At 42.9% G+C, this 24,611-nt stretch carries 25 protein-coding genes, 1 tRNA gene and 1 pseudogene; 17 read left to right on the forward strand and 10 right to left on the reverse strand.

Annotation, left to right across the window (positions count from 1 at the left end; translation table 11 throughout):
* Positions 1 to 108: 108 nt before the first annotated feature.
* Entirely contained in the window at positions 109 to 654 is a 546-nt protein-coding gene (locus JCM16456_RS17530; RefSeq protein ID WP_068716926.1) for a helix-turn-helix domain-containing protein, read from the reverse strand.
* Positions 655 to 1,199: 545 nt separating this feature from the next.
* Here JCM16456_RS17530 and JCM16456_RS17535 point away from each other — a divergent pair.
* A pseudogene (locus tag JCM16456_RS17535) lies at positions 1,200 to 1,487 on the forward strand (transposase); the annotation flags it as partial.
* Positions 1,488 to 1,524: 37 nt separating this feature from the next.
* Here the strand turns inward: JCM16456_RS17535 and JCM16456_RS17540 are convergent.
* Both JCM16456_RS17540 and JCM16456_RS17545 read right to left on the reverse strand, forming a co-directional pair.
* Positions 1,525 to 1,812, reverse strand: coding sequence for a type II toxin-antitoxin system RelE/ParE family toxin (locus JCM16456_RS17540; RefSeq protein ID WP_068716928.1), 288 nt, complete (start codon positions 1,810 to 1,812; stop codon positions 1,525 to 1,527).
* Entirely contained in the window at positions 1,809 to 2,090 is a 282-nt protein-coding gene (locus JCM16456_RS17545; RefSeq protein ID WP_068716929.1) for a type II toxin-antitoxin system Phd/YefM family antitoxin, read from the reverse strand. The genes JCM16456_RS17540 and JCM16456_RS17545 overlap by 4 nt, the downstream gene beginning before the upstream one ends.
* A 413-nt stretch (positions 2,091 to 2,503) precedes the next feature.
* Between JCM16456_RS17545 and JCM16456_RS17550 the strand changes: the two genes are divergently transcribed.
* Both JCM16456_RS17550 and JCM16456_RS17555 read left to right on the forward strand, forming a co-directional pair.
* Positions 2,504 to 3,514 (forward strand): S66 family peptidase, encoded by a 1,011-nt coding sequence (locus JCM16456_RS17550; protein ID WP_068716930.1) that lies wholly within the window; start codon positions 2,504 to 2,506, stop codon positions 3,512 to 3,514.
* A gap of 63 nt (positions 3,515 to 3,577) precedes the next feature.
* Entirely contained in the window at positions 3,578 to 4,735 is a 1,158-nt protein-coding gene (locus tag JCM16456_RS17555) for an iron-containing alcohol dehydrogenase (protein ID WP_068716932.1), read from the forward strand.
* A 123-nt stretch (positions 4,736 to 4,858) separates the two neighbouring features.
* Here JCM16456_RS17555 and JCM16456_RS17560 read toward each other — a convergent pair whose 3' ends face one another.
* From JCM16456_RS17560 to JCM16456_RS17570, 3 genes are all read right to left on the reverse strand, one after another.
* Positions 4,859 to 5,833, reverse strand: a complete 975-nt coding sequence (locus tag JCM16456_RS17560) for an MBL fold metallo-hydrolase (RefSeq protein ID WP_068716934.1) — start codon at positions 5,831 to 5,833, stop codon at positions 4,859 to 4,861.
* Between the two features lie 149 nt (positions 5,834 to 5,982).
* Complete coding sequence (locus tag JCM16456_RS17565; protein ID WP_068716937.1) at positions 5,983 to 7,008, reverse strand: Gfo/Idh/MocA family oxidoreductase; 1,026 nt, start codon at positions 7,006 to 7,008, stop codon at positions 5,983 to 5,985.
* 178 nt (positions 7,009 to 7,186) lie between these two features.
* Positions 7,187 to 7,705 (reverse strand): cysteine hydrolase family protein, encoded by a 519-nt coding sequence (locus tag JCM16456_RS17570; protein WP_068716938.1) that lies wholly within the window; start codon positions 7,703 to 7,705, stop codon positions 7,187 to 7,189.
* Between the two features lie 113 nt (positions 7,706 to 7,818).
* Here JCM16456_RS17570 and JCM16456_RS17575 point away from each other — a divergent pair, with 113 nt between their 5' ends.
* The gene (locus JCM16456_RS17575) at positions 7,819 to 8,733 is read left to right on the forward strand and encodes a GlxA family transcriptional regulator (RefSeq protein WP_068716940.1); all 915 of its coding nucleotides are present in this window, start codon (positions 7,819 to 7,821) and stop codon (positions 8,731 to 8,733) included.
* Positions 8,734 to 8,973: 240 nt separating this feature from the next.
* Here the strand turns inward: JCM16456_RS17575 and groL are convergent, their stop codons facing one another.
* Together groL and JCM16456_RS17585 are read right to left on the reverse strand one after the other, a co-directional pair.
* A complete protein-coding gene (gene groL / locus JCM16456_RS17580) occupies positions 8,974 to 10,560 on the reverse strand; it encodes a chaperonin GroEL (RefSeq protein ID WP_068716942.1) in 1,587 nt (528 codons plus the stop codon).
* A gap of 46 nt (positions 10,561 to 10,606) precedes the next feature.
* A complete protein-coding gene (locus JCM16456_RS17585) occupies positions 10,607 to 10,897 on the reverse strand; it encodes a co-chaperone GroES (RefSeq protein WP_068716944.1) in 291 nt (96 codons plus the stop codon).
* Between the two features lie 404 nt (positions 10,898 to 11,301).
* Here JCM16456_RS17585 and JCM16456_RS17590 point away from each other — a divergent pair, with 404 nt between their 5' ends.
* The 9 genes from JCM16456_RS17590 (at position 11,302) to JCM16456_RS17625 (ending at position 18,300) form a co-directional block, all read left to right on the forward strand.
* Positions 11,302 to 12,321 carry a DMT family transporter gene (locus JCM16456_RS17590; RefSeq protein WP_082712365.1) on the forward strand — a complete coding sequence of 340 codons (1,020 nt, stop codon included), beginning with the start codon at positions 11,302 to 11,304 and terminating at the stop codon, positions 12,319 to 12,321.
* 373 nt (positions 12,322 to 12,694) lie between these two features.
* Entirely contained in the window at positions 12,695 to 14,065 is a 1,371-nt protein-coding gene (locus JCM16456_RS17595; protein ID WP_068716946.1) for an MFS transporter, read from the forward strand.
* A gap of 32 nt (positions 14,066 to 14,097) precedes the next feature.
* Positions 14,098 to 14,985 (forward strand): MBL fold metallo-hydrolase, encoded by an 888-nt coding sequence (locus tag JCM16456_RS17600; protein ID WP_068716948.1) that lies wholly within the window; start codon positions 14,098 to 14,100, stop codon positions 14,983 to 14,985.
* A 22-nt stretch (positions 14,986 to 15,007) separates the two neighbouring features.
* Positions 15,008 to 15,949 (forward strand): alpha/beta hydrolase, encoded by a 942-nt coding sequence (locus JCM16456_RS17605; RefSeq protein WP_068716949.1) that lies wholly within the window; start codon positions 15,008 to 15,010, stop codon positions 15,947 to 15,949.
* 9 nt (positions 15,950 to 15,958) lie between these two features.
* Entirely contained in the window at positions 15,959 to 16,417 is a 459-nt protein-coding gene (locus JCM16456_RS17610) for a DUF3237 domain-containing protein (RefSeq protein WP_068716951.1), read from the forward strand.
* 72 nt (positions 16,418 to 16,489) lie between these two features.
* A complete protein-coding gene (locus JCM16456_RS17615; RefSeq protein WP_231894472.1) occupies positions 16,490 to 16,957 on the forward strand; it encodes a ribosome recycling factor family protein in 468 nt (155 codons plus the stop codon).
* A gap of 351 nt (positions 16,958 to 17,308) precedes the next feature.
* Positions 17,309 to 17,521 carry a transcription antiterminator/RNA stability regulator CspE gene (cspE, locus tag JCM16456_RS17620; protein ID WP_068716955.1) on the forward strand — a complete coding sequence of 71 codons (213 nt, stop codon included), beginning with the start codon at positions 17,309 to 17,311 and terminating at the stop codon, positions 17,519 to 17,521.
* A gap of 417 nt (positions 17,522 to 17,938) precedes the next feature.
* Positions 17,939 to 18,088: a hypothetical protein gene (locus tag JCM16456_RS23825; RefSeq protein ID WP_156430589.1), complete on the forward strand. Its 150-nt coding sequence runs from the start codon at positions 17,939 to 17,941 to the stop codon at positions 18,086 to 18,088.
* An 11-nt stretch (positions 18,089 to 18,099) separates the two neighbouring features.
* Positions 18,100 to 18,300 carry a hypothetical protein gene (locus JCM16456_RS17625; protein WP_068716958.1) on the forward strand — a complete coding sequence of 67 codons (201 nt, stop codon included), beginning with the start codon at positions 18,100 to 18,102 and terminating at the stop codon, positions 18,298 to 18,300.
* A 232-nt stretch (positions 18,301 to 18,532) separates the two neighbouring features.
* Here JCM16456_RS17625 and JCM16456_RS23830 read toward each other — a convergent pair whose 3' ends face one another.
* On the reverse strand, positions 18,533 to 18,700 hold the full coding sequence (locus JCM16456_RS23830; protein ID WP_156430590.1) for a hypothetical protein: 168 nt from the start codon (positions 18,698 to 18,700) through the stop codon (positions 18,533 to 18,535).
* 245 nt (positions 18,701 to 18,945) lie between these two features.
* Between JCM16456_RS23830 and JCM16456_RS17630 the strand changes: the two genes are divergently transcribed.
* Positions 18,946 to 19,743: a UDP-2,3-diacylglucosamine diphosphatase gene (locus tag JCM16456_RS17630; protein WP_068716960.1), complete on the forward strand. Its 798-nt coding sequence runs from the start codon at positions 18,946 to 18,948 to the stop codon at positions 19,741 to 19,743.
* Positions 19,744 to 19,805: 62 nt separating this feature from the next.
* On the opposite strand, the gene JCM16456_RS17635 is transcribed toward JCM16456_RS17630, so the two are convergent.
* Entirely contained in the window at positions 19,806 to 20,690 is an 885-nt protein-coding gene (locus JCM16456_RS17635; protein WP_068716962.1) for a DMT family transporter, read from the reverse strand.
* A 480-nt stretch (positions 20,691 to 21,170) separates the two neighbouring features.
* On the opposite strand from JCM16456_RS17635, the gene JCM16456_RS17640 reads away from it, so the two are divergent.
* The 3 genes from JCM16456_RS17640 (at position 21,171) to JCM16456_RS17650 (ending at position 24,517) form a co-directional block, all read left to right on the forward strand.
* A tRNA-Lys gene (locus JCM16456_RS17640) sits at positions 21,171 to 21,246 on the forward strand.
* A gap of 407 nt (positions 21,247 to 21,653) precedes the next feature.
* Positions 21,654 to 22,700: an NAD(P)-dependent alcohol dehydrogenase gene (locus JCM16456_RS17645; RefSeq protein ID WP_068716964.1), complete on the forward strand. Its 1,047-nt coding sequence runs from the start codon at positions 21,654 to 21,656 to the stop codon at positions 22,698 to 22,700.
* Positions 22,701 to 23,002: 302 nt separating this feature from the next.
* Positions 23,003 to 24,517 carry a nucleoside hydrolase-like domain-containing protein gene (locus JCM16456_RS17650; protein ID WP_068719021.1) on the forward strand — a complete coding sequence of 505 codons (1,515 nt, stop codon included), beginning with the start codon at positions 23,003 to 23,005 and terminating at the stop codon, positions 24,515 to 24,517.
* Positions 24,518 to 24,611: the final 94 nt, after the last annotated feature.

A 24,611-nucleotide genomic window follows, 5' to 3' on the forward strand; every position in this document is an offset into this window, starting at 1 on the left:
ATTCCTTTTATCTTTGTGGAATATTGATTTTCAAGTCTATTTATCTGCAGTTAGCTTATGTCTTCAATCATTATTAATACAAACGAGCAGAGATTATTGTGTGAGAGTTTAAGTGTAATGCACCAAATTCTGAAACCTCACTTGCTCGGTTTTGGCTCGGTAGACATGGGGCTGATCGGCAAAAAAACGGGCGGTGTCATTGGGATTAAGTGTGTGCCATTCGTTATCGAAAAACAGCTCTAAGCTGCCTTCAATCACCCATACTGTTTCCATCACTCCAAGGGCGTGGGCAGTCGAGTGTTGCTCATGGTGAGCGAATAGGGAAATGTCGAACATTTCGAATTTTACTCGGGGATCGTAAGGCATTAACGTGGTCATTTGCATATTAGGATCCTCTGGAAACTCTGTTTCTTCCCGTTCATGCTCTTGCGATATCTGCCCAAGGAAAGCGGAAAAAGAGGTATCTAGACCACTGGCGATTTGCCATAACTTAGCAATGGTAGGGCTAGACTCTTCACGCTCGATTTGACCCAACATGGCTTTGGAAACGCCAGTCAATTTTGCCACCGCATCGAGGCTTAATTGACGTTCACTGCGAATCGCTTTTAGGTGCTGAGCAATATGCTGTTTCAAATGAGATTCTGCGTTGGTCATGACAATCCTTAATGCTTAACACGCCAAAGATTAAACATATCATAGAGTTAATGTAGTTGAAATTTACGAGGACACACGCCCTTATTCAACACATACTTTTGTCCATTCGTGGTGAACAAAGGCTATTGCTTCAAGACCGGTTTTTCATGGTATTAAAGGTGTGTGTCCTGCTTATTCTTTCAAGGTAAAACTCCAAAATGCACTCCAAGGAAATATTGTGATTAGCGGCATGCTTTGGAAGCCATTCACGATAATGAAATATCGATCTTCTAATTCTGGGGTGAGCTGAAACACTTCCTCTGTGCGAACTGGAACCTAAGAAATCTGAACAGGCTTACCTTTGTTTAGCCGAGCTAACGTATATAGTTCTTCGAATACAAATGCCCCATCAATACAGTTGCATCCACCAACAAACGAGTGGACAAAGTTGTGAGCCATTGATTTTATTAACTTATACTTCATGTTAACCCTGAGTTATAACGTGTAGCTCAATTGCAGACTGCTGGCGCTAATTTGGGGAACCAAAACTTGTGACAGTAGAAGGTCAATTGGAACGTTTGATTGGCGTCGCCCCCATGAATCGAGAAAGTGGTCGCTATAAAGGCAAACGGATTATTCAAGGCGGACGTGCTCAAGTACGCACAGTTCTGTATATGGCCATGATGTCTGCAATGCAATCTAACCCTGTTTTTAAGGCGACTTACCAACGGCTACTTGATGCAGGAAAACCAAAAAAAGTGGCGATAATTGCCTGCGTTAGAAAGATGGTAGTGATCCTTAATTCAATGCTCAGAGATGGTGCTATGTGGGACGAAAATATGGCGAAAAATTAGTTATTGACGCCATACTCGTTTGTTATAACACAACTGCTCAGACGTCATCTTTTGTTAAAATCTGCCGACAATTTCTTATTGTAAGTATTTGTATTTCAAGACCAATACTATAAATTATACGATAGTTACCAAAAATAATTTCCCGATAATTGGAATTATGCAATTCTGGAACTAACCGCCCCATTTCAGGCATTGTTCCTAATAATTCTGTTTTATCAAAAACGTCATTAACCCAATTTTCTGCTGCGACAGGATCGTCAAGTGAAATAAATTCAGCTGCATCCCCTAATTTTTCAAGTGCTAATGGAGACCAAACAACATTCATTTCTTAATGCGCCCCAGTACACTAGCTCGAGCGTCTTCATTTGAAATCCCCAGACCTGAAGCTAGTTGGGCTTCTGCTGTTCGCATTTCTTCAAGTAATTCAATCTTCTCTTGCATTGCTTCGTATTCTTCTACATCTAGAACAACAGCAACACCTTTTCCCCGTTGGGTAATGACTAATGGACGTCTAGTCTCATTGATTTGTTTGATAAATGAAGCCACACCTGAACGAAATTCAGATAACGGTCTGATATCTTGATCAAAACGGATACGGTTCATAGTAGAGCTCCTGTTGTACTAAATTACGTACAAATAATAGTTCAACTTAACGTAACAAGCAAGGTGGCTGATTTTGAGTTAGAACAAGTGCCTTTTCAGCAGACATTGTCTTTATAAAATGTTCAGAAAGTAAAGATACCATAGCAACAACATACTGCTACATCGGTCTTATCGTTCGTGAAAAATTTACTAAATTTACGAGGACACACGCCCTTATTCAACTCAAACTTTTGCCCATTCGTGGCGACCAAAGGCTATTGCTTCAAGACCGGTTTTTTTATGGTATTAAAGGTGAGTGTCCTGTTTATTCTGTTTATCGCTGTTTATTGATCGTTGTGATGCTGATCTTGTTTATCTTATTGTTTTTTATGGTATACGGTTAGGTATCTTCAAATAAAAGAGTCAATTCTGTTATGACAATTCGTTTAGCACCACGCCTTAAAGTGGGTGATACCATCGGCTTCTTTTCTCCCTCTTCTCCTGCGACCGTATTTGCCCCGAATCGTTTTGCTCGAGCCAAAACGTATTTGGAACAACAAGGTTTTAAACTCAAAGCGGGTTTGCTAACGGGTAAAGAGGATAACTATCGTTCTGGGTCAATACAGCAAAGGGCTGAAGAGCTTAACCAATTGATTCGCGACCCTGCAGTTCGCTGCATCATTTCAACCATTGGTGGCAGTAACAGTAACTCCATATTGCCTTACATTGATTACGCGGCACTGAAAAACGATCCGAAAATCATCATCGGTTATTCCGATGTCACAGCGCTGTTACTGGGTATTTACGCGCAAACGGGGTTAGTCACTTACTATGGTCCCGCCTTGGTTGCCTCTTTTGGTGAATTGCCGCCGCTGGTGGATCAAACCTTTGCTTCGTTTAAGGATTTGCTGTGTGATGTGCCTGCACTGCCATACGCTTATACCATGCCCAGGTACTGGACGGATGTTCGAGTTGGTTGGGAGAACCAAGTTGAAGAGAAGCCTGTCAGTGCTAACCATTGGGAATTTCGTGGCGAAGGTAAAATCTCGGGGCGATTGATTGGTGGCAACCTTAATACCATGGCGGGGATCTGGGGATCGCCTTACATGCCTGAGATTGAGCAGGGCGACATCTTGCTTATTGAAGACAGCCTCAAAGGCATTGAAACCGTCGAACGGTCGTTCGCTCACCTTAAATTGTGTGGCGTATTTGATAAGGTTGCCGCGGTTATTTTGGGTAAACACGAAGGGTTCGATCACCGAGAAACCTATCGTTCACCTTATGATGTGCTGCTTGAAGTGCTTAATGGGCAGCAAGTCCCTATCGTCAATGGTTTCGATAGCTGCCATACCCACCCGATGTTAACCACACCGATTGGCGCGCATGTCACGATTGATTTTGAAAAGCGTCAGGTACTCTTGGATAGGCCATGGATAGAAGGTTGAAATCGTTAGCGTAATTGGTAGCCTTACTCCAAAGACAACATGAAACCGAATAGGAACCCACACATGCTCAATTTCACCTATTTCAACCCGACCAAAGCGCATTTTGGTAAGGGACAAATTGCGGCGTTGAAACATGAAATTCCGCTCAATAGTCGCGTTCTCGTCACTTATGGTGGTGGCAGCATTAAGAAAAATGGCGTTTATGACCAAGTGATGACGGCATTGGCTGGCATGACTGTGATTGAATTTTGCGGTATTGAGCCGAATCCGCATTTCGAAACCTTGGTGAAAGCCGTTGACCTTGTTAGAGAACACCATATCGATTTGATCCTTGCCGTCGGGGGTGGTTCGGTGATTGATGGCAGTAAATTTATTGCAGCCGCCGCCTGTTATCAGGGCGATTATTGGGACATCATTACCACTGGCGGTAACTGTGTGACAAAAGCTCTTCCGTTGGGTTGTGTGGTGACATTACCGGCAACGGGGTCAGAAATGAACCGTAATAGCGTAGTTACACGCGCTGCAACGCAAGATAAATTGTCTTTTGGTTCGGATTATGTACGTCCGCAATTTGCGATTCTCGATCCTCAAACCACCTATACATTGCCTCCACGTCAAATCGCTAATGGTGTGGTCGATAGTTTCGTGCATATCATGGAACAGTACATGACCTATCCAGTGAACATGAAAGTCTCAGACCGTTTTGCCGAAAGCTTATTGCAAAACCTGTTTGAAGATGGCCCAACGGCACTCGAAATGCCAGAAGATTACGATGTGCGAGCCAACCTGATGTGGACAGCGACCATGGCGCTGAACGGAACTCTAAGAAATGGTGTACCAACCGATTGGGCAACTCACGCCATTGGTCATGAACTTACGGGGCTTTATGGGTTAGATCACGCGCAAACACTGGCTATTGTGATGCCTGCGCTATGGCGCTACAAAAAGGAACAAAAAAAAGGAAAGCTTCTGCAATACGCAGAGCGTGTGTTGGGTATCACTCAAGGCTGTGATGATGAAAAAGTAGAGCAGGCGATTGTGCAAACTGAGCGCTTTTTTGAAACGATGGGTAACCCAACTCGGCTTTCGTCTTATGAACTAAACGCTAGTGATATTGAGGCGGTAGCGGCTAAGCTCAAAGAGCATGGTCAAGTGGCGTTAGGTGAACACAAAGACATTACGCCAGATGATGCAGTAGCAATTTTAACGTTGGCGCTGTAGTCATTTTGTAGAGTAAAGAGCAAACCAATAACAAAGGGGCGAATCAATCGCCCCTTGCTGAATTAGATAGGTCAGAGCATCAAATTAAGATGTACTAAAACCACCTATCATAGTGCTCACTTGCTATTTATTTGCAGGAGTACGATTAACATAATCGACAGGCACCCAATCGTATCCTTTACCGTCAGCACGAATGTGTCCAATGCCCGGAAACGACAAATGGGGTGCTGCAATTAACTCTTTTTGCTTGGCAAAATCAGCAAAGGCATTCTTACGTACAGTTTTGGCTTTTGATTGATCTTGGTCGTAAATAATCGTCACGTTTGGATTAGCAAACTGAACGGCAGCAATATGAATGATATCTCCAACAAAGGTAATGCTTTCTCCTTTGCTGTCTAAGCGATAAAAGGCGGCACCAGGAGTGTGTCCCGGATGTACGGTCGCTGTGATTCCAGGCAGAATTTCTTGGCTACCGCTAAAGGTCTTCACTTTGTGCTCATCCAAATAGGGTTTAAGCGTAGAACGAGCTCCATCAAAGTAGCCTTGCCCATAAGGGGATTTTTTCATTTCTTCATCGCTAAAGAAGAAATCGATATCAGGCTTACCGACATACACGGTAGCATTGGTAAAGACAGGCTTACCATCTTTAATCAGACCTCCAGTGTGATCAGAGTGGGAGTGGGTGATCAAAATTTCTGTGATATCAGCCGGTTTGATACCTAATGCGTCTAAGTCTGCGACTACTTTGCCGCCAACATTTGGTCCATATACTTGACCCAAGCCAGTATCAACCAATACGTTATGCTGGGGTAATTGAATCAGAAATGCATTAATTGAACCTTCTACGGGGTTTGTCTGAAAATGGTGCGCGAGATCTTGGTCAATCTCTTTTTGGCTCACATTACGCAGCAATTTTTTGGCATCTTGAGGCACAGTGCCATCATTAAGAGCGGTGACACGAACTTGCCCCACTTGAACCGCATAGCCACCTGCTTGTTGAGTGACCAAATGGGATTCGGTGTTAGCGTAACTCAATGGTGCTTGGAATAACGTTGCTGCAACTAATGCAGTTATCAGTTTGCGCGACATCATTGACATAAAATAGCTCCTGAGAAAATAATTTTGTCACCATTGTGCTCTTAGTTGCATTTACATCAAAGTCACATCCGTTACTATCTAGAATACAAAAGCATAAGTGAGGTAGGCACATACAATAGCGCCTGCCTTTAATCTATTGAAAATTTCGACTAAGAAATTGTCTTAATCCCTTTTTCAAGCAAACGGATCTGCAGCAAGGTTTGCTGTGGTGTGACTTCCGGAACTTGACCATGGATAAGCGTGTCATATAGGGCCTGATAGTAGCGAGAGTAGTCACCAGCGACGGAAGGCACTTTCTCTTCATGATAGATACCTTGCTCGTCTATGTAAGTCAAAACACCGTAGTGCTCAGGCTTATCCAGACCAAAGTCAGCGTTATCGGGCATATAAAACTGTTTTAAATGCTCTTCTTGGCGATCTTTTGTCTCTTTGACAAACATACCTTTTTTACCATAAACGACAAAACTTGGCCGAGATTTAAGACGGAAGAAGCTCGATTTTACCGACACCTTGAACACGCCATAGTATAAGTCGATATCAAAGTAATCGTTCATTCGCCCCTTACCGAGCAGCTGTCGAACGTCGTAATGCACGCTATCAGGTTCACCAAACAGTGAGATCACTTGGTCCAACGTATGACAAGCATGACCATAGAGATAAGAGTTGATGCGGCTAAACGACGTCGTGTTTTCCGGAACTTCTGGGCGGAAATAGTCAAAATGCATTTCCAACTCGAGCAAGTCGCCCAGTTTGTCACTTTTAATCACCTCTTGAACGGTGAGAAAATCACTATCAAAACGACGGTTTTGATAACACTGCAACATCAAGCCCATTTCTTTGGCTAAGGCAAATAGCTCCTCGGCCTGAGCTGAGGTTTCGGTAAACGGTTTTTCTACTACACAGTTTTTACCCGCAATCAGCACCTGTTTCGCTAATTCATAGTGGTATTGGGATGGAGTCGTGATGACTACCACTTGAATGTCAGGATCGTTAAGTAATTCATAGAGATCCGTAGTGTAGTGAACTCCCTCTATCTGAGCCCAATCCATTTTGCCGCTCGGGGTGAAGATGGTCTTGACCTTGATTTTGTCACCCAATTTCAAAGCAAAGGGCAGATGATAACGGTTGGTACTTTTGCCATTACCGATGTAACCAATCGTTAGTTGTTTCGCCATGATTCCTATCCTTTTATGATCCTTAACGGTGTGATGGGTAAAGTGCGGACACATCTATCACGAACTTTCCGTTTATCTCTTTGACTACCATATCAAATTTTTAGCGCAGCGACATTTTCGAAAAGTCACAATTGTTAGCTTTATGGCGAGTTGGATAAGGAGTTACAGCGTTTTGTGTTTATAACAGTTCAGCTAAATCGACCAGTGGGATATGAACGCCTACTGCGTTTAATGCAATATTATGAATCATTTGATCTGTCGTGGTACAACAATCTTGAATGACCGTAACTTTGTAGTTTTCTGCCTGTTTAGACATTGCTGTGTGAGTGACACAATTTTGAGTCATCATTCCGCATATCAGTAATTCATCAATGGCAAGTTCAGATAGAACGCTACTCAAATTTGTTTCATGAAAACTATCAGCAAATTTCTTCTGAATAATTTTTGCATTAGTACAAATAGCTAATATGTCTGAATGTATATCAACCCCCTCACTTCCTTGTTCGAAAAATGGAGCCTTACCTTTTGGGGCTGAGGAAATATGTTGAACAAGCAAGATGGGCATTTGTTGCTTGTTAGCGTGATTAATTAGTGTTTTGACGTTATTCAATACTAATTCTGTATTCCATAATGGAAATTTACCATTGGGGAAGTAGTCGTTTTGCAAGTCTATGACGAGTAGAGCGGTTTGGCTCATATGTCGTTCCTTTTAAGTAATGAGTATGGAAGAATTATGAATGACTTGCTGCTTGATAGTTAGAGGGTAAAATGACATAAAAAAGGCAATAAACGACAAATGAGGGAAGAAAAGTGACCAAGATAAAAATAGGAATTTGTGAATATCCCTCAGTACTGAAATCTGCCGTGTATGGCTTTGAGGAGATGTTTTTACTGACAAATAGGTTGTGTCGAGAACTAAAGATAGATGTGGTGTTTGAGCCAAACATTGTTTCGCATCTTGAACAACCTAACGAAGATTACACAGTTATCCTTTTACCGCCAGCTTCGGTTGATGAGTATTATTCATCTCCTAATATGCAATTCATCCAATGGCTACAACAGAGATATTCAAGAGGAAATATTTTAGCTGCCGCTTGTGCTGGCGTATTCATTCTTGCTAGTACAGGATGTGTCAAAGAAAGAGAAATAACAACGCACTGGGCATTAGCAGACAAACTAACGAATCATTTCCCTGAGCTATCTGTGACCAGTGATAAAATTCTCATTGATCACGGTGATATGATTACCGCTGGTGGAATGATGTCATGGTTAGATCTTGGTTTTGAATTGGTTAACAAATATTCATCCAAGAGAGTGGTGCAGCGACTCGGGAAAACTTTAGTCATTGATACGGCCCATAGAGAACAAAGCTACTATCAACAGTTTAACCCCTCGTTTTCTCATGGTGATATTGCCATTACGGCTGCACAGCAATTTATGCATCAGAATTTTTTTAAAGCTATTTCCATTAAAGGGTTGGCTAAGCAAGTGAACTTGACAGAAAGAACACTTCAAAGACGTTTTTTGAAAGCAACTGGTCAAAACCCAAATCACTATTTACAGCGCTTAAGAATCCAAAAAGTGTGTGATTATTTAGAAAGCACACACCAGTCGTTTGAATGGATAGCGAATCAAGTTGGGTATGAAGACGTCAGTGCTTGCAGAAAAGTGTTTATCAACATTATAGGATTAACGCCTCGTGAGTTTAAGAAACGGTTTTGTTAAAGAAATAACATCATGCCTAAAGTGAAATCTGAAGAAACGACAGTTGAAAAGCGCGGCGCCATATTGATAGCCTGATAACACTGATTGGCAGTTTGGGTAAGTAAAATCAGCGAGATAAACACTTTAGCGGGCAAAAAATACTTCTAGTTACTGAATAAAGAAAGGCCACCTTCACCAAGAGTGTGAAAGTGGCCTTTAACCTAAGTAAGATAAGCTTTAACGAGTCATTAAGCCTTTAGGTTATTTCTCTGCAATGTGGTCAGTCACCATGGCTTCGGTGGTGATCATCAGGCCTGCGACAGAGGCTGCAAATTGCAGAGCAGAACGCGTCACTTTAGCTGGGTCGATGATGCCAAGTTCAATCATGTCACCATATTCGCCAGTAGCGGCGTTATACCCGTATTGCGCGTTGCCTTCTTTGACTTTGTTGGCGACAACAGAGCCTTCGTCACCAGCGTTAATCGCGATTTGGCGCAAAGGTTCTTCCATCGCGCGCAAAGCCACTCGAATACCAACGTTTTGTTCTTGGTTATCGCCAGTGAGGTCGCTTAGCTCTTGAGCGATTTTCGCCAATGCCACGCCGCCGCCAGGGATGATACCTTCTTCTACCGCAGCGCGAGTCGCGTTGAGCGCATCGTCAACACGGTCTTTTTTCTCTTTCATTTCCACTTCGGTCGCCGCACCGATTTTGATGACCGCAACGCCGCCGGAAAGTTTGGCAATACGTTGTTGTAACTTCTCTTTATCGTAACTTGAGGTGGTGTTTTCCAACTGGTTACGAATAGTGGCGACGCGATCGGCAATCGCTGATTGTGCTGCCGCACCATCGACAATCAAAGTGGTGTCTTTGCTGATGGTGACTTTCTTCGCACTACCTAAGTGTTCGAGAGTAGCTTTTTCCAGTTCAAGACCGATTTGCTCGTTAATCACAGTCGCATCGGTTATAACGGCGATGTCTTGCAGCATCTCTTTACGGTTGTCACCAAAGCCCGGGGCTTTAACAGCGGCCACTTTGACAATGCCTCGCATGTTGTTCACCACCAATGTTGCCAAGGCTTCGCCTTCGACATCTTCAGCAATGATCAAAAGTGGGCGACCAGCCTTCGCGACCGATTCAAGTACGGGTAGCAATTCACGGATATTGCTGACTTTTTTATCGACCAATAGCAGATAAGGGTTATCCAATTCCACCACACCAGAATCTGGGTTAGTGATGAAATAAGGGGAGAGATAACCACGGTCGAACTGCATACCTTCAACCACGGAAAGCTCGTTTTCTAGGCCTTGGCCTTCTTCGACGGTGATGACACCATCACGACCCACTTTTTCCATTGCTTCGGCGATGATTTCACCAATGGCTTGATCACTGTTGGCAGAAATGGTCGCAACTTGGGTGATGGACTGTTTATCGTTGCAAGGTTTTGCCAGTTCACGCAATTTAGCGACAGCTTCAGTCACGGCTTTATCGATACCGCGTTTAAGATCCATTGGATTTAAACCAGAGGCAACCGATTTAAGTCCTTCATTGATAAACGCTTGTGCAAGTACTGTCGCCGTTGTGGTACCGTCACCAGCTTCATCATTGGCTTTGGATGCGACTTGTTTCACCATTTGCGCACCCATGTTTTCAAATTTGTCTTCTAATTCAATTTCTTTGGCAACGGATACACCGTCTTTGGTGATAGTGGGTGCGCCATAGCTTTTATCCAAAACCACATTACGGCCTTTTGGCCCCAATGTGACCTTGACGGCATTAGCTAATACGTTGACACCAGTGAGCATTTTTTGACGTGCGTCGTTAGCAAATAGAACTTCTTTTGCTGCCATGATGATTTATCTCCTTACTTAAATACACGTAACACTTCAGTGAGTCTTATTCAGCAATCGCTAACACATCGGATTCAGAGAGGATGACGTATTCTTTACCGTCGATTTTCTCTTCTTTCACGCCGTAACCGTCGTTGAAGAGAATGGTATCGCCGACAGCGACATCCATCGGGACACGTTCACCGTTATTGAGAACTCGGCCTTTACCTACCGCGAGCACTTTGCCGAGGTTGGATTTTTTGACCGATTTTGAAGTTAGGACTATTCCGCCCTCTGATTTGTTTTCGACTTCTTGTCTTTCCACAATCAGCTTGTCATTTAAAGGACGAATGTTCATTGAAGTTGCCTCCTAAATAAAACGTTAGATAAAAGACATCGTCATTGATGCTGCGCTTTCTTGCGCTGACACCCCTTATATAAGAACGACCCCAACCGTCTTCAAGGTTTTTTTTGATAAAAAAAACTAATCAATACGTAAAACTATTTTTATGGTTTTTATGACATTTATAGCGTAAATGCCATAAGCAGCGAACTCTTATAGCTGACAGTTATGTTGTAATTTAGCCAACATCGATTAGATCAATGTTTATGTGATCTCCTTCATATATGCCTAGAGAAATCAGGATCACAGGGGTATGCTTTAACGGCTGAATAAGCAAAGCTGTCGCCCCGATAGATGGCTGAAATTTTGTCTGTGTATTGTTCGATCTATCCGTAAGAGGGGGCCGTAAAGGTTTAATAATGAACAAAGGTTATTTCTATATACTGTTTGCGACACTGTTCTTTAGTTCTATGGAGGTGGCATTAAAAATAGTGGCAGCAGACTTCAATCCGTTGGAGTTAAACTTTCTACGTTTCGTCATCGGCACCATAGTGTTGTGGCCAATGGCAGTGAAGAGTTTGAAAGAAAAAAACTTACAGGTGACAAAACAGCATTGGCCATTTTTTCTTTTGACTGGTTTTTTGTGTGTGGTTGTCAGCATGACATTTTTTCAACTTGCCATCATGTACGCGCACGCATCCATCGTTGCGATTTTGTTTAGCTGCAATGCGATTTTCGTGATTCCATTAGCGCATATCTTCCTTAATCAGAAAATGACTTGGGTAAGTGTTGGATCATTGGTATTAAGCGTGATTGGTATGCTGTTTATCGTGAATCCACAACATCTACCTAATATGGTTGGGGTAACACTCTCTTTGCTTGCAGCTGTGACCTTTGCCTTGTATGGAATTGTGGGGCAAATGGGGAATAGAAAATACGGTTTTACCGGTATCTCATTAACTTTCTTTAGCTTTATTGCTGGCTGTATCGAAATGTTTGTGTTGATGGCGTTAACTCATGTCCCAGCGATAGCTGATCTCTTTACGGGTATGGGGTTGAGCAACTTTGCATACATTCCATTTGTACAAGGCGTTAGCCTGCACACGTTGCCATCGTTGATTTACTTGGGAATTTTTGTCACAGGGTTTGGCTATGCCTTTTACTTTATGGCAATGGAAGAGACTTCGGCTGCTACAGCGTCGGTGATCTTCTATATCAAACCGGCCCTAGCTCCGATACTGGCTATGTTTATTCTCGGTGAAGTCATTCATGAAAATACGGTGATTGGTATTGTGTTTATCATTGCTGGCTCAGCCTTAACCTTTGCTGCCGCGGGTGTGGATCGCCGCATTATTCGCAATACTCGAGCCTATATGCGTCATTTGCGATTTCAACGCTATTTAAAACATCAGCATCATCACCAGCATTTATATCAATAAATTGGAAGTGATTCATTTAAAAAGTCTTTGCTTTTGCAAAGGCTTTTTATTTTTCTGTGAATTTAAAAATAAATTTTTTCAATTTAAATATTTAATAATCTCTGTTCTTATCTCTTAATTTTTTCCTTGTCTTTTAAATTTGTGATTTTATTCAAATTGCGTTGTGCATAGGAACAAAAATAATTTCGGTTTGCACAAGTTAAGAAATAACCATTTTAATTCAATTGGTTACCTTTGTTATTTTGGGTTTTTATTAACGGGGTGCTTTAAGAAAACATCAAATGTGACTTCGCTAAAATACTGCTATTTATTCGCTCGTTATAAATAAAATGCTTTTCAGCCATTAATTATTTATTTTATGTGGAGCTTATATATGGACCAAAAAAAACCTACAAGAGGTCGATTAGGGGTAGCCTTTGTTGTTTTAATGGTTTCGATCGTCATGTTCGCCGACCGAAACCTATTCCCTGTAATTGCCAGCCCTTTAATGAAAACGATGGATATATCACCTGCGATGATAGGGTGGCTATTTAGTACCTTCTCTATTGTGTATGTCGTGTGTCAGATCCCTGGGGGGCTATTACTCGACAAACTTGGGTCACGTGTCACCATTACTTCCTGTTTCGTGGGACTTGGTGTGATCAACCTTTTTCAGGGCCTTGCAACCACGTTCGACGGCGTGTTGGTGGTGATTGGGCTATTCATTTTTAGAGCACTCGTCGCTTTTATGGAAACACCCGCCATCCCATCCTTCACTCGCGTTATTACCACATGGTTCCCATTACGTGAAAAAGGGTTAGCTATTACAGCAACTGGGTCATCTCAGTATATTGCAGCTGTTGGTTTTGTACCGTTTTTCGCTTGGTATGCTGGAGCGATTAATTACCAGTCGCTATTTGTTCTGGTTGGTATCTTGGAAATCATCGCGGCATTTGTTTTTTACCGTGTGAGCCTGCCACCTGCACAGCACCCTTGGGTTAATAATGCGGAGTTGGACTATATCCGTGAAGGTGGCGCATTAGTTGATATTGATAAAAAACAACCGGAAAGCAAAAAGAAAAAAACGAGCGGTAATTCGAAACAAGTGAAAGCGTTTTTAACGCACCGTATTACTATCGGCGTCTTTTTAAGCCAATACTGTTTTAACTGTTTGTCGTTCTTCTTCCTATCATGGTTTCCAATGTATTTGATGACGGAACGCGGTATCGACATTAAAGCCACCGGGTTATTGGTAGCAATTCCTGCTTTTTGTGCGTTTTTAGGCAGTATTCTAGCGGGGGCATCTTCCGACTTTTTGATGCGTAAAACAAACTCACTCAATATTGCGCGTAAAATGCCGATTATTGTTGGCATGATTTGTTCGTTCTCCATCATATTTTGTAATTATGTCGACTCCATCTATTTAGTTATTGCGTTTATGTCGTTGTCTTATTTTGGCAAAGGCTGCTCAACGTTAGGCTGGGTGATTTTAAGTGATGTCGCCCCTAAAGAAATCATTGGTTCTGCTGGTGGCATCTTTAATGCCTTGGGTAATGTTTCTACGATCGTGACTCCTATTGTTATTGGTTACATTGTCACGTTAACGGGGAGTTTTACTTGGGCGCTGATTTTTGTTTCCGCTCATGCCGTGTTAGCCCTATTTAGCTACATCGTCATTGTTGGTCCTCTGAAACGTATTGAAGCCGCTTCCTCTGAGGAAGAGGAGCAAGCATTGGTGGAACAACCAGCCGTAAGTTCTAAATAACGTCACTCACCAGATTGTAGAGGAATTCAATTATGACGGTAAAATCCGATTACGAGCAGTTTGTCGCAACCCAACAAACACTTAAAGACAACCCAATGGGGCACTTCTTCTTTGAACAAGAACGACGCTACGTTAAGCCATTTACTCTCTATGGCAATCTTCATTATGTTGGGGATAACTGGGTGTGTGCCCATTTGCTTGATACAGGGGAAGGATTGGTTCTATTTGATGCCGGTAATATTGGCGCCACAGCCATGTTGGTTCAAGCCATTTGGGAGGCTGGCTTTAATCCAGCCGACGTTCGGTGGATGGTGTTATCTCATGCTCACGTCGACCATATTGGCGCGGCCCCGTTTTTCCAGACCATGTTTGGCACCCAAGTTTATTTAGGTGCTCCAGATGCAGATATGCTTGCAACGCGACCAGAATGGACGTTTTTGCATGATGCCCATGATGCCCATGATGTGCAGTACCAAGGTTTTGATGTTGATGTAGCGATTAATGATGGCGATGTCTTTACCTTCGGAAATACAGAAATTCAATTCTATTTAGTGCCTGGACATACCGAAGGCTGTATTGCTTGTTTCTTTGACGTACATGATGGCAATGAGACCAAACGAGTCGGCTATTACGGCGGCTTTGGTTTTAACACGTTGCAAAAAGGGCATCTCTGTGAATACGGGGATCTAGACTTCGCTATGCGTGAACGCTATTTGGCATCGTTAGAAAAAGTACGTCAGCAGCCGGTTGATATCTTCATGCCTAACCATACGAATAATGTCAATTTGTTAGAAAAACGCGACTTGTTGTTAGCAAATCCCAACCGTAATCCATTTGTTGACTCCGATGCGTGGGGTCGTTATCTCGATGAAAAACGCACTGCGTTACTGGCATTAATGAACGACCCAAAACAACACTAGTTTGAGAAAGGACATACGAGTAATGAAACATTATATTGACCCAGGTCGGGCGCGGCCGAGCATTAACTTTATCGACAACATTGTTTATTCACATTCTCACGATCTCGCAGGTCAGCCTTTAGAACTCAAGCTTTCTATCATGCTGCAAAATGGCAACAGTGAAATGAAATTGGCTGCCGGTAAAGACGACACACAACGCAATATAGAGAGAAAACCTGCCATCTTATGGATTCCGGGGGGCGGTTATCGTGGCGTTGATAAAAACCTGATGGTAGCGGAAGTGATGTATCTAGTTGAAGCGGGGTTTGTGGTTGCTTCTATGTATTATCGTGGTAGTCACCAAGCCCATTTTCCGGCGCAACTCATTGATGTTAAGACTGCAATTCGCTTTTTACGTGCTAATGCGGATCGTTATGAAATCGACCCAGATCGAATAGGTGTCATGGGGCGCTCTGCCGGTGGTCACTTGAGTGCGTTAGCGGCAATGAATATTGATGGATACGATAGTCAAGAGTGGGCCGGTGTCAGTTCAAATGTTCAAGCGGCATACGATCTTTTTGGCCCGGTGGACATGGTCGCGATGATAGATAAAGAAGCGCACGATGTACAGCAGCCTGGCTATCGTTGGGACAAACTTGAAGATACTCACCCTGGCGCGTTATTGGGGGGCGACCCTAATACGATGCGCGAACGGGCTAGGGAATCTTCCGTGGAATATTACATATCTTCGAACATGGCGCCGATTTTGATCATGCATGGTGATGCTGATCCTTTGGTTCCGCTGGCCGTGAGCGAGCGCTTTTATCAGCAGCTTTGTGCGGTGGGATTGGACGATAGAGCAGACTTATATGTGTTAAAAAATGGCGGCCATGGAACACCAGAGTTTTTCCAAGATACCACCAAAAAAATCGCGTTAGAGTTTTTCTGTAATCGCCTCAATCACACCGATATCACCAGCAAATAGGAGCAAAAAATGAGTTCAGAATTAACCAAATTAGACGCTCAGCATGTGATGCACTTGCAGGTGGCGTGTGCCGAACGTCCTGTAGTGGGCGGGAATGATTTTGGTTACCTCAAAGTTATTCAAATCAGTGGCGGTGAATTTCATGGTGAGCTGCTTTCTGGGGAAGTTGTCCCCGGCGGAGCCGATTGGAATATGGGCTATGGCGGTTTAACCGAAGAGGAAGTCACTTCCCGTTTTGTGTTCGCCAAATATCTTTTGAAAACCGACGACGATGTGTACATCGCCATCGAAAACGCCGGTTATAAATTGGCGACAGGGGATCGTCCACAAATCGCGACAACTCCGCGTTTCCATGCTCCAAAAGGCAAATATGATTGGTTGAACTATGGCGTGTTTGTCGGCAGCCTTGAACCCGCAGAGGTAAATGGTGTGCGCGGGGTGAATATCCATATCTATAAACTGCTGTGATCAAAAAGGCCCTAAGACAATTTTGCATTTCTTAGGGCTTATTGTTTCTTTAGTCTGTGATAGAGTGGCGTCTTGTTATGTTTTAGAAACGTTATTTTTCACGCCGTTATGCCAACTCGTTCGTCAGTTCCTTCATTATTACTCAATACGATGCCAATGCTTGTCATTGCGTTGCCCTCTTTAATCCACCGTATTGGTGGTGATAAGGCGCGTGAGTTAAAAACCGTGGCTAGTGAATATCAATGTGAACTAAAACGGATTAGGCGCTCGCGCAATTGGCAATTAACTGGCTCGCCTGAACAACTAGCGAAGGTGCAGGCGTGGTGTCAACACCATGGCGATGATGCTTTTGGGTTTGTGCTTAAAAAGCTCGTCCCCACGCTTAACCAACATCAACACTGGTTAGAACCATTATCGGAACGACTGTGCAAAGTCCTCCGTGCCAACCCACAAATGACATTAGCCGAGTTGATGTCATTAACCGATTGTTCATTAGTGGAAGCGCGTGAGGCGCGGGCCGCTGTAGAAGAGGAAGAGTGATATTCTAAGGTTTCACCTTTGCTAAAGGCATCGGGTATTGTGAGGTATTTTTGCGCACTATGCTCTGTATTACCTTGGTTTGATTGATAAGTGACGATTTAGTGACTGGGATTTTGAACAGTAACCATATGATTTATATATAATTAAAAATAAAAACAGAAAGTTATATCAATTATGAATAGATGGTGTATAGTGTCTCCAGCTCTTATAGCGAGCTATTGATAAATATTTAGTTCAAGATCTTCACAGTTTTTTTTCGATTCATTTCGTCATATCTATCCTGCGATACCTTTTTCTTCATTTCTTATTTAGTAGCTTCATTACAAATTTAACTAATCTATCGAGATAAATATGTCTAATAAAACAACTGGTTCAGTAAAATGGTTTAACGAAACTAAAGGTTTTGGCTTCATCACCCCAGACAACGGTGGTTCTGACCTATTCGTTCACTTCCGTTCAATCGAAAGCGACGGTTTCAAAACTTTAGCTGAAGGCCAAAAAGTATCTTTCGTTACTGAGCAAGGCGCTAAAGGCCCACAAGCAAGTAACGTTACTGTACTGTAATTTTATAGAATAAGATCTCTCATTATGAGGGATCTTATTTTTTGAGCGTATATACCCAAGTAACCTCAAGATGCGGTTTCAGCAAGAATGTATTCGCTCATAGTCAAGGCACCGATTTGAATACCTAGTTATTCTACGTAGAAAATCGGTTATAATAAGTAGTTAAACGAATTGGCACGCCAAGCGATGATGTCTTGGTGCTATATCTTGCTGGAAAAATAAATAATAAATTGGCAACGTGAGTTGCTCTGAGTTGAAAGTTCCTCGTTATAGTCAGGCCCGTAGGGTAGCTACGAAATTGTAAAATATTGATGTAAGCATTCATGTTATATAAAGATGCATTCGGGCATTTTATTTTTAAAATGTCATTTTATTAATGCCACTTTATAAATGTTCATCAACGAGAGAAATTTTAATTTGAATAAACAATTTGATTTTATTGATCCATGTTCTTATGACGAACCAAGTCAAGATAAAGAGAAAAACCAAGAGAAAGTTAGCGATACCAAGAAGAAAATGGAACATATCCTATCAGGCTATGATCAACAATTGCTATGGGATCTATAAGGTAAAACAATATGAGAAGACCGTATAAAAAATCGACTAATAGAGCAAGCAAAAACAACTTTGAAGAGCGTTTTTCTGCGATGGTAGCTGAATACCAACAAGCTAAAGATGTGTTGGATTCTATGGAAACTGGTACTCCAGAACACGCAAGCCAGAAAAAACTATGCGACAAGCTGTTTGCTAACGCTGAACGCTACATTAATAGAAATTAATAAAATCTTCCTACGTAATCTGATTTTTATCGCTACTCATAGCGATTATCGCACTCAGAAATCCCAGAGTTCCTTTTACTATCACAAGTAAAAAGCGTATTCAGTGACTGTCTAGCATAAATGAAAGATGCTCCAATGTTATGCTTGTTGTTCTTATACCCAAGTAACCTCAAGATGCGGTTTCAGCGAGAATGTATTCGCTCATAGGCAAGGCACTGATTTGAATACATAGTTATTCTACGTAGAAAATCGGTAACGCAGCATAGGAGCGAATACAACTCGCCCTTTGGGAGCTCATCAACAAGCCCATTTCAGCGCCCAATGACGTTGAAAGGGAATGACCATTCCTTCCGTCATTGAGCTTGACCTGTGCTTGTTGATGAAGCTCTGAAGTCTGCATCTTGAGGTCATTTGGGTATATGATGTTGAGAATCGTAGTGGTCAATTCAATTTGACCACGGGGTTCACCATTCTTCTTCTGCCATTAATCGAATCAAGCATGGCTGGATTGCTAGCCATTATTCCCCATTCTTCTCATGGTGTGTTCACCGCCTAAATGCTGTCACTGAATCATCAATGATACGTCACTTAAGTGTCAAACCAGCGAGCTAGCCTAACAAGGTTAATGTTTCACGAGGAGAGAACATGACCTCAGCTGATCGTCACTGCCGAGCTATCTGGTTATCGGATTTACATCTGGGTGAAAAGCACTGTCGTGCTAGATACTTACTCCATTTCTTACGTTACCACCACAGTGAATATCTGTTTTTGGTTGGGGATATTGTTGATATGCAAGCGCTTAAACGCCGCTGGCATTGGCCAGAAGAGCATCAACAGATCCTGCAACTGCTGCGGCGCAAAGCCAAGCAGGGCACAAAAGTTATCTACATCCCCGGCAATCACGATGATGCGCTACGTGATTGGGCTGGAAGTACCTTCGAACAGGTTGAAATTCATCGTGAATATGTCTATCACAGTCCAAGTCATGGCAAACTTTTAATGGTGCATGGTGATGAATTTGATCGCCAAATGTGCACCAGCCGTCTTGAAGGTGTGATGGGCGATTACGCCTATGATGTGGTATTGATGATTAACTCGCTGTGGAATGGCGTACGTCGTCTATTTGGCAAGCCATATCAATCGGTTGCGCGTACTCTAAAGCAGTGGTCTCCCGCGGCAGAGGCTGCGATGAGTCGTTACCGTTCTTTAGCCGTTGGTAAAATCAAAAACACCGATTTTGATGGCATTGTGTGTGGTCATATCCACAATCCTGAACTGTTGCCTGTGGAAGGTAAACTCTATATCAATACCGGCGATTGGTTAGAAAATTGCACCGCCGTTCTTGAGCACCATGATGGACGTTTGGAGTTAAGCCACTACTCAGAACAAACCCAAGAATTAAGTGCCGTGGCTGCGCCAGTCAATCAGCCACGTACGGCTTAATGGCTGATTTCGTGGTTTGTTGAATTTCCCAATCATCGCTATAACGCGATCTTAAGCGCTGGCTAAGCTTGGCTGGCTTTGCGCTTAAGTTGGCGACTTAGGGTAAAACGGTAGAAGAGTTGTGCCAATAAAATCAGGCCACAGCCGGCAAGTTTCGTTGCTGAGAGCTGCTCGCTATACCAAAACGCCGAAATCAATAGGGTAAATACCGGTTCCATAATCATGATAACGGCGGCGTTGGCAGGCGTTGTAGCCTTTTGTCCAACCAGCTGTAACCAAAAGCGCAAACTGGTCGCAATTACGACGCTGGCAACAAACCAACTCCAAGTTGCGGTTGAAAATGGCGTTGACCATGTTTCCCAAATTCCTGAAATAGTGAGCGAAATAAGGCCGGTCACGCCCAATTGCACGGTCGTCAGGGGTAATAGAGGCACTCGAGTCGAGAAATCACTATTGAAGCGGAAATAGATAGCTTGAGTGAATGCTGTTAACAGAAACCAACCTTGTGATGAGGTTGAACTGGAATGATTACCTAATGTCAGTAAAGCTAGCCCCAACACTGCGATAGGCAGCGATCGCCAGTAAGCACTGGATGGCGCTTTTCTTACCCAGAAAAGATCAAGTAGGGGCACCACCAACATCGATAAACTCATAATGAATGCACCATCACCGAGGGTAGGTGCGGTCACCACAGAGTACATCCATAAGTTGATCATAACCGCTAGTAATACACCGCTGGCAATCATGTCGCGCCATTGACTTTTGGTTACATGGCGGAAGGCACGGAAACACAGACATAAGATGATCAGGGCTGCGGCGCTGAATCGTAGTCCTATAAAGCCAAAAGTCGGCATCTCTGTTGTGGCTTCTTTGGAGAAGATCCAGCCCCATCCGGCAATCCAAGTCGTTAATAATAAAATCACTTCCGCGAAAAAAGGTCGGGCCATTTTGTTTTCTCAAAAAGACAAGCGTGCCTTCAACAAGGATCGCTCTAAGTACAGGTAAGGACGCCGATAATACACAGTTACTTGATACAATGCATCGGATAGAGTGACTATCACGAGAATTAACCCATTGTGCTCACGAAAGTTGTAAGTGAATATAGGTATCCTATTTGCGTTAAGCTATGTGTTGAGGTCAAACTGAATGCTTTCATTAGCGGCGGAAGAGGTAGGATAGGAATTAGACCGTTAGTCTTTTTAAAAATGTCATTAACAGCCCATCTATACGTGTTGTTTATTAATTTTCTCGTAAATTATTTTGCTCATAAATTAAGTAAATTAATATTAAGAAACAATTGGTTATTTTTTATTTTTGTTGTTGACACTGGCGTTGGTTAGATCTATTTTGTTGTCACAGCGTTAGGGGGTTCAGTGCAAGTAATTGTTATTGAAAGCTTTTAAAGTTGAATGGTGAAAAATAACAGTAGGTCGTTAACTCAGCTGGTAGAGTAGTTGACTCTTAATCAATCGGTCGCGGGTTCGAGCCCCGCACGGCCTACCATTTCACTCTCTTTATATTATTCTATCCAATTCTCTCAGTTCTATTCTTATCTTTTAGTTGCCTTTTATTTTCCTTCTATTTACGTTGTGTTTATTTCTTTATTCGTTTTTCAATATATAACGTTATTAGATAATATTTTGTAATTCATAATACAGCCAAAACAGCGATGTTTTCATCGGGCATTTAGTGAGACTCGCGGGCAAATTGGTCAATAGATCAAGATGGAATGAGAGCATTGTCTGATGGTTGTTTAGTTTGTGACGTTCTGTCCGCAAACAACATCGCGATAATTTTGTGCAGTCATCTTGGAAGATTAGGCAAGTTTTCTTGTGCCAAGATCGGTAGGATAGGTGGGTAAGTATCACTCGATACTTATCAATCAGGTTAACCAGTAAGGATATCCAAACATGAAAACAGTTGGTTACGCGGCACATTCAGCCGATTCAGAGCTTGTTCCTTATCACTTCGAACGTCGTGATTTACGTGCTAATGATGTTGCTATTGAAATCACCTACTGTGGCGTGTGCCACTCCGATTTGCACACAGTGAATGGTGACTGGGGTCCGCAGCCTTATCCATTGATTCCTGGTCATGAAATTGTGGGTGTGGTCACCGCGATTGGGGGTGATGTTCAACACTATAAAGTGGGCGATAAAGTTGCTGTTGGTTGTATGGTTGATAGTTGCCAAGAGTGTGACCAATGCCATAATCATGAAGAGCAATATTGTCGCAATGGGATGACACCCACATACGGTTCTCCAGATCGTATTAACGGGGTAATCACTCAAGGTGGTTATTCAAAACATATCGTGGTTCGCGAAGAGTTTGTCTTACGTATCCCTGAAGGAATGGATATGTCTCGTGCTGCGCCGATTCTATGTGCTGGTATTACGACTTTCTCTCCGCTGCGCACTTGGAATGTACAGAAAGGTTCGCGCGTTGGTGTGATTGGGCTTGGTGGTTTAGGCCACATGGCGGTGAAATTGGCGGTTGCGATGGGGGCTGAAGTAACGGCCATCAGTCGTTCTAACAAGAAAGAGGAAGAAGCCAAAGCACTAGGCGCGAAATCACTACTTGCTTCAAGCGATGCGGAAGCGATGGCAGAAGCCGCAAATTCATTCGATCTCATCATCGATACAGTACCGACTAAGCATGACTTAAATGTCTATACACCACTATTGGATATTGATGGTTCTTTAGTGATGGTTGGTCAGATAGGTCCTCTAGAGGAGCTCATGTCTATTCCACTAGTAATGGGTCGCCGCCGTGTTGCGGGCTCGCTTATCGGTGGTATCAAAGAAACGCAAGAAGTTCTTGATTTCTGTGCTGAGCACGATGTGTACCCAGAATGTGAAATGATCAAAATGGATCAGATTAACGATGCGTTTGCCCGCCTTGCACAAGGGGATTTGGCGCACCGTTTCGTGATTGATATGTCGTCATTAACGGCGTAATGTTTGTTTTCCAAAGGCACTTTTTAGTGCCTTTTTTCTTTCCCGCCTTAAGTTATACCAAGTAGCCCAGAATAAAATTACCCCATTATTTCACTTTGCCAAAGTTAGCAGCAGACTTTTATTAGTGTGAGCTAATTCTCTGATTTCTCATTTTATTTTTATATAATTCAAATGGTGAACTAAGTGGTCATATTATTTTAATAGCCAAATTTCTTCATTTATCACTATTTCTAATCTAAATCATAACGGGAATCTCTATGTTAAAGAGCGGACTTACGACGTCTGATGGTTGGCGTACAGGCATGAAAAAGACAGCAATCGCTGTCGCTAGCAGTTTCATTTTAGGTTTAGCAGTGCCGCAAGCAATGGCAGAAAATTACCAGCCTAATCAGATTGATAACTATGCTGGTCATGCACGTATCTTTGTGCTGACAGATATGGGAAATGAACCAGATGATCAAATGTCGATGGTTCGTCTGTTAACCTATTCAAATGAACTGAATATCGAAGGACTCGTTGCCACAACATCGGTTTGGCAACGAGCGAAACGGGAAAAAGACACCATCAACCACATTATTGATGCCTACGAGAAGGTTCGTCCTAACCTGCTATTGCACGCAAAAGGTTGGCCAACAGCGTCCTATTTAAAATCTGTAGTCAATACTGGGCAGCCGGGTTATGGAATGGAGGATGTAGGCCAAGGCAAAGCCTCACCTGGTGCTCAGGCGTTGATCGCTGCGGTGGATAAACCCGATAGCCGTCCTATTTGGATAACGGTGTGGGGGGGGGCGAACACCTTAGCGCAGGCGCTGTATGATGTAAAAGCCACACGTAGTGAGCAAGAAGTGGAGAAATTCGTTGCTAAATTACGGGTGTATTCTATTTCGGATCAAGATGATGCGGGTCCTTGGATTCGCCGTAATTTCCCATCGCTTTTTTATGTTGTGAAACCTTCTTCTCAAGATGGAGCTGAGTATGGATCAGCAACGTGGACTGGGATTGCCGGAGACGAATACTACAAAAATGGTGCCGGTGCTGATTTTAGTCATATCACCAATGAATGGTTGGAAAAAAACATTCGGAGTAAAGGACCACTGGGTAAACACTATCTTAAATACATGTTCATCATGGAAGGGGATACACCTGCCTTTTTGGGGTTGACCGATAATGGTTTAAATAGTTTCCGCAACCCAAGTTGGGGCGGCTGGGGTGGGCGATACATTTATCGTCAGCCTTATGGCGAAACGCATCCTATTTGGTCACAAGGTGGCGATTGGTTTGGTCGTATTACTTCTGCAGATACCGTGAAAGGGGTGGATGGTAAAGAATACACATCGGATCAAGCTACGATTTGGCGCTGGCGTAATGAGTTTCAAAATGACTTTGCAGCACGTATGGATTGGACGATTAAGCCTTATGCTAAGGCAAACCATCAACCGATTGCCGTGGTCAACGGTGATGAGTCACGGCAGGTGGTTTACATCAAAGCAGCACCGGGCGATCGCATTACTTTAGACGCATCACACAGCTCTGATCCCGATAACAATACGTTAAGTTATGAATGGATTCATTATAAAGAAGCGGGGTTTAGTGGCGTTGCTAATCAGCCGGGAATCGCGGATGTGACTGTCGCTCAGGCTGACCAGAGTAAAGCGGTTATTACGGTCAATAAAGCGTGTGCCGATGGCTGGATAGCCCTACCAGATGCACAATGTCCAAATGGTGGTGAGGCTCATATCATTTTGAAAGTGAAAGATAATGGTCAACCTCAACTGACATCTTATCGCCGAGTGATCATTCAGGTCGACGCTAAGTAAGTAGATAAGTAGATAAGTAGATAAGTAAGCGATTGCTTACCCAAGTGGCTTTGATGTCGCTGTGGTGACAACCAATAAAGGTCATCTTGTAGGA

The organism is Vibrio tritonius, from assembly GCF_001547935.1.
GTDB classification, from domain to species: Bacteria; Pseudomonadota; Gammaproteobacteria; order Enterobacterales; family Vibrionaceae; genus Vibrio; species Vibrio tritonius.

Bases quoted from the DNA above. Each gene is read 5' to 3' on its own strand.
- JCM16456_RS23830 (WP_156430590.1), bottom strand. From the start codon at position 18,700: ATGCAGACTTCAGAGCTTCATCAACAAGCACAGGTCAAGCTCAATGAC.
- JCM16456_RS17545 (WP_068716929.1), bottom strand. From the start codon at position 2,090: ATGAACCGTATCCGTTTTGATCAAGATATCAGACCGTTATCTGAATTT.
- JCM16456_RS17560 (WP_068716934.1), bottom strand. From the start codon at position 5,833: ATGTCAATGATGTCGCGCAAACTGATAACTGCATTAGTTGCAGCAACG.
- JCM16456_RS17565 (WP_068716937.1), bottom strand. From the start codon at position 7,008: ATGGCGAAACAACTAACGATTGGTTACATCGGTAATGGCAAAAGTACC.
- JCM16456_RS17605 (WP_068716949.1), top strand. From the start codon at position 15,008: ATGAAACATTATATTGACCCAGGTCGGGCGCGGCCGAGCATTAACTTT.
- cspE (WP_068716955.1), top strand. From the start codon at position 17,309: ATGTCTAATAAAACAACTGGTTCAGTAAAATGGTTTAACGAAACTAAA.
- JCM16456_RS17645 (WP_068716964.1), top strand. From the start codon at position 21,654: ATGAAAACAGTTGGTTACGCGGCACATTCAGCCGATTCAGAGCTTGTT.
- JCM16456_RS17650 (WP_068719021.1), top strand. From the start codon at position 23,003: ATGAAAAAGACAGCAATCGCTGTCGCTAGCAGTTTCATTTTAGGTTTA.
- JCM16456_RS17625 (WP_068716958.1), top strand. From the start codon at position 18,100: ATGAGAAGACCGTATAAAAAATCGACTAATAGAGCAAGCAAAAACAAC.
- JCM16456_RS17540 (WP_068716928.1), bottom strand. From the start codon at position 1,812: ATGAATGTTGTTTGGTCTCCATTAGCACTTGAAAAATTAGGGGATGCA.
- JCM16456_RS17595 (WP_068716946.1), top strand. From the start codon at position 12,695: ATGGACCAAAAAAAACCTACAAGAGGTCGATTAGGGGTAGCCTTTGTT.
- JCM16456_RS17630 (WP_068716960.1), top strand. From the start codon at position 18,946: ATGACCTCAGCTGATCGTCACTGCCGAGCTATCTGGTTATCGGATTTA.
- JCM16456_RS17530 (WP_068716926.1), bottom strand. From the start codon at position 654: ATGACCAACGCAGAATCTCATTTGAAACAGCATATTGCTCAGCACCTA.
- JCM16456_RS17610 (WP_068716951.1), top strand. From the start codon at position 15,959: ATGAGTTCAGAATTAACCAAATTAGACGCTCAGCATGTGATGCACTTG.
- JCM16456_RS17590 (WP_082712365.1), top strand. From the start codon at position 11,302: ATGAACAAAGGTTATTTCTATATACTGTTTGCGACACTGTTCTTTAGT.
- JCM16456_RS17635 (WP_068716962.1), bottom strand. From the start codon at position 20,690: ATGGCCCGACCTTTTTTCGCGGAAGTGATTTTATTATTAACGACTTGG.
- JCM16456_RS17600 (WP_068716948.1), top strand. From the start codon at position 14,098: ATGACGGTAAAATCCGATTACGAGCAGTTTGTCGCAACCCAACAAACA.
- JCM16456_RS17550 (WP_068716930.1), top strand. From the start codon at position 2,504: ATGACAATTCGTTTAGCACCACGCCTTAAAGTGGGTGATACCATCGGC.
- JCM16456_RS17570 (WP_068716938.1), bottom strand. From the start codon at position 7,705: ATGAGCCAAACCGCTCTACTCGTCATAGACTTGCAAAACGACTACTTC.
- groL (WP_068716942.1), bottom strand. From the start codon at position 10,560: ATGGCAGCAAAAGAAGTTCTATTTGCTAACGACGCACGTCAAAAAATG.
- JCM16456_RS17585 (WP_068716944.1), bottom strand. From the start codon at position 10,897: ATGAACATTCGTCCTTTAAATGACAAGCTGATTGTGGAAAGACAAGAA.
- JCM16456_RS17555 (WP_068716932.1), top strand. From the start codon at position 3,578: ATGCTCAATTTCACCTATTTCAACCCGACCAAAGCGCATTTTGGTAAG.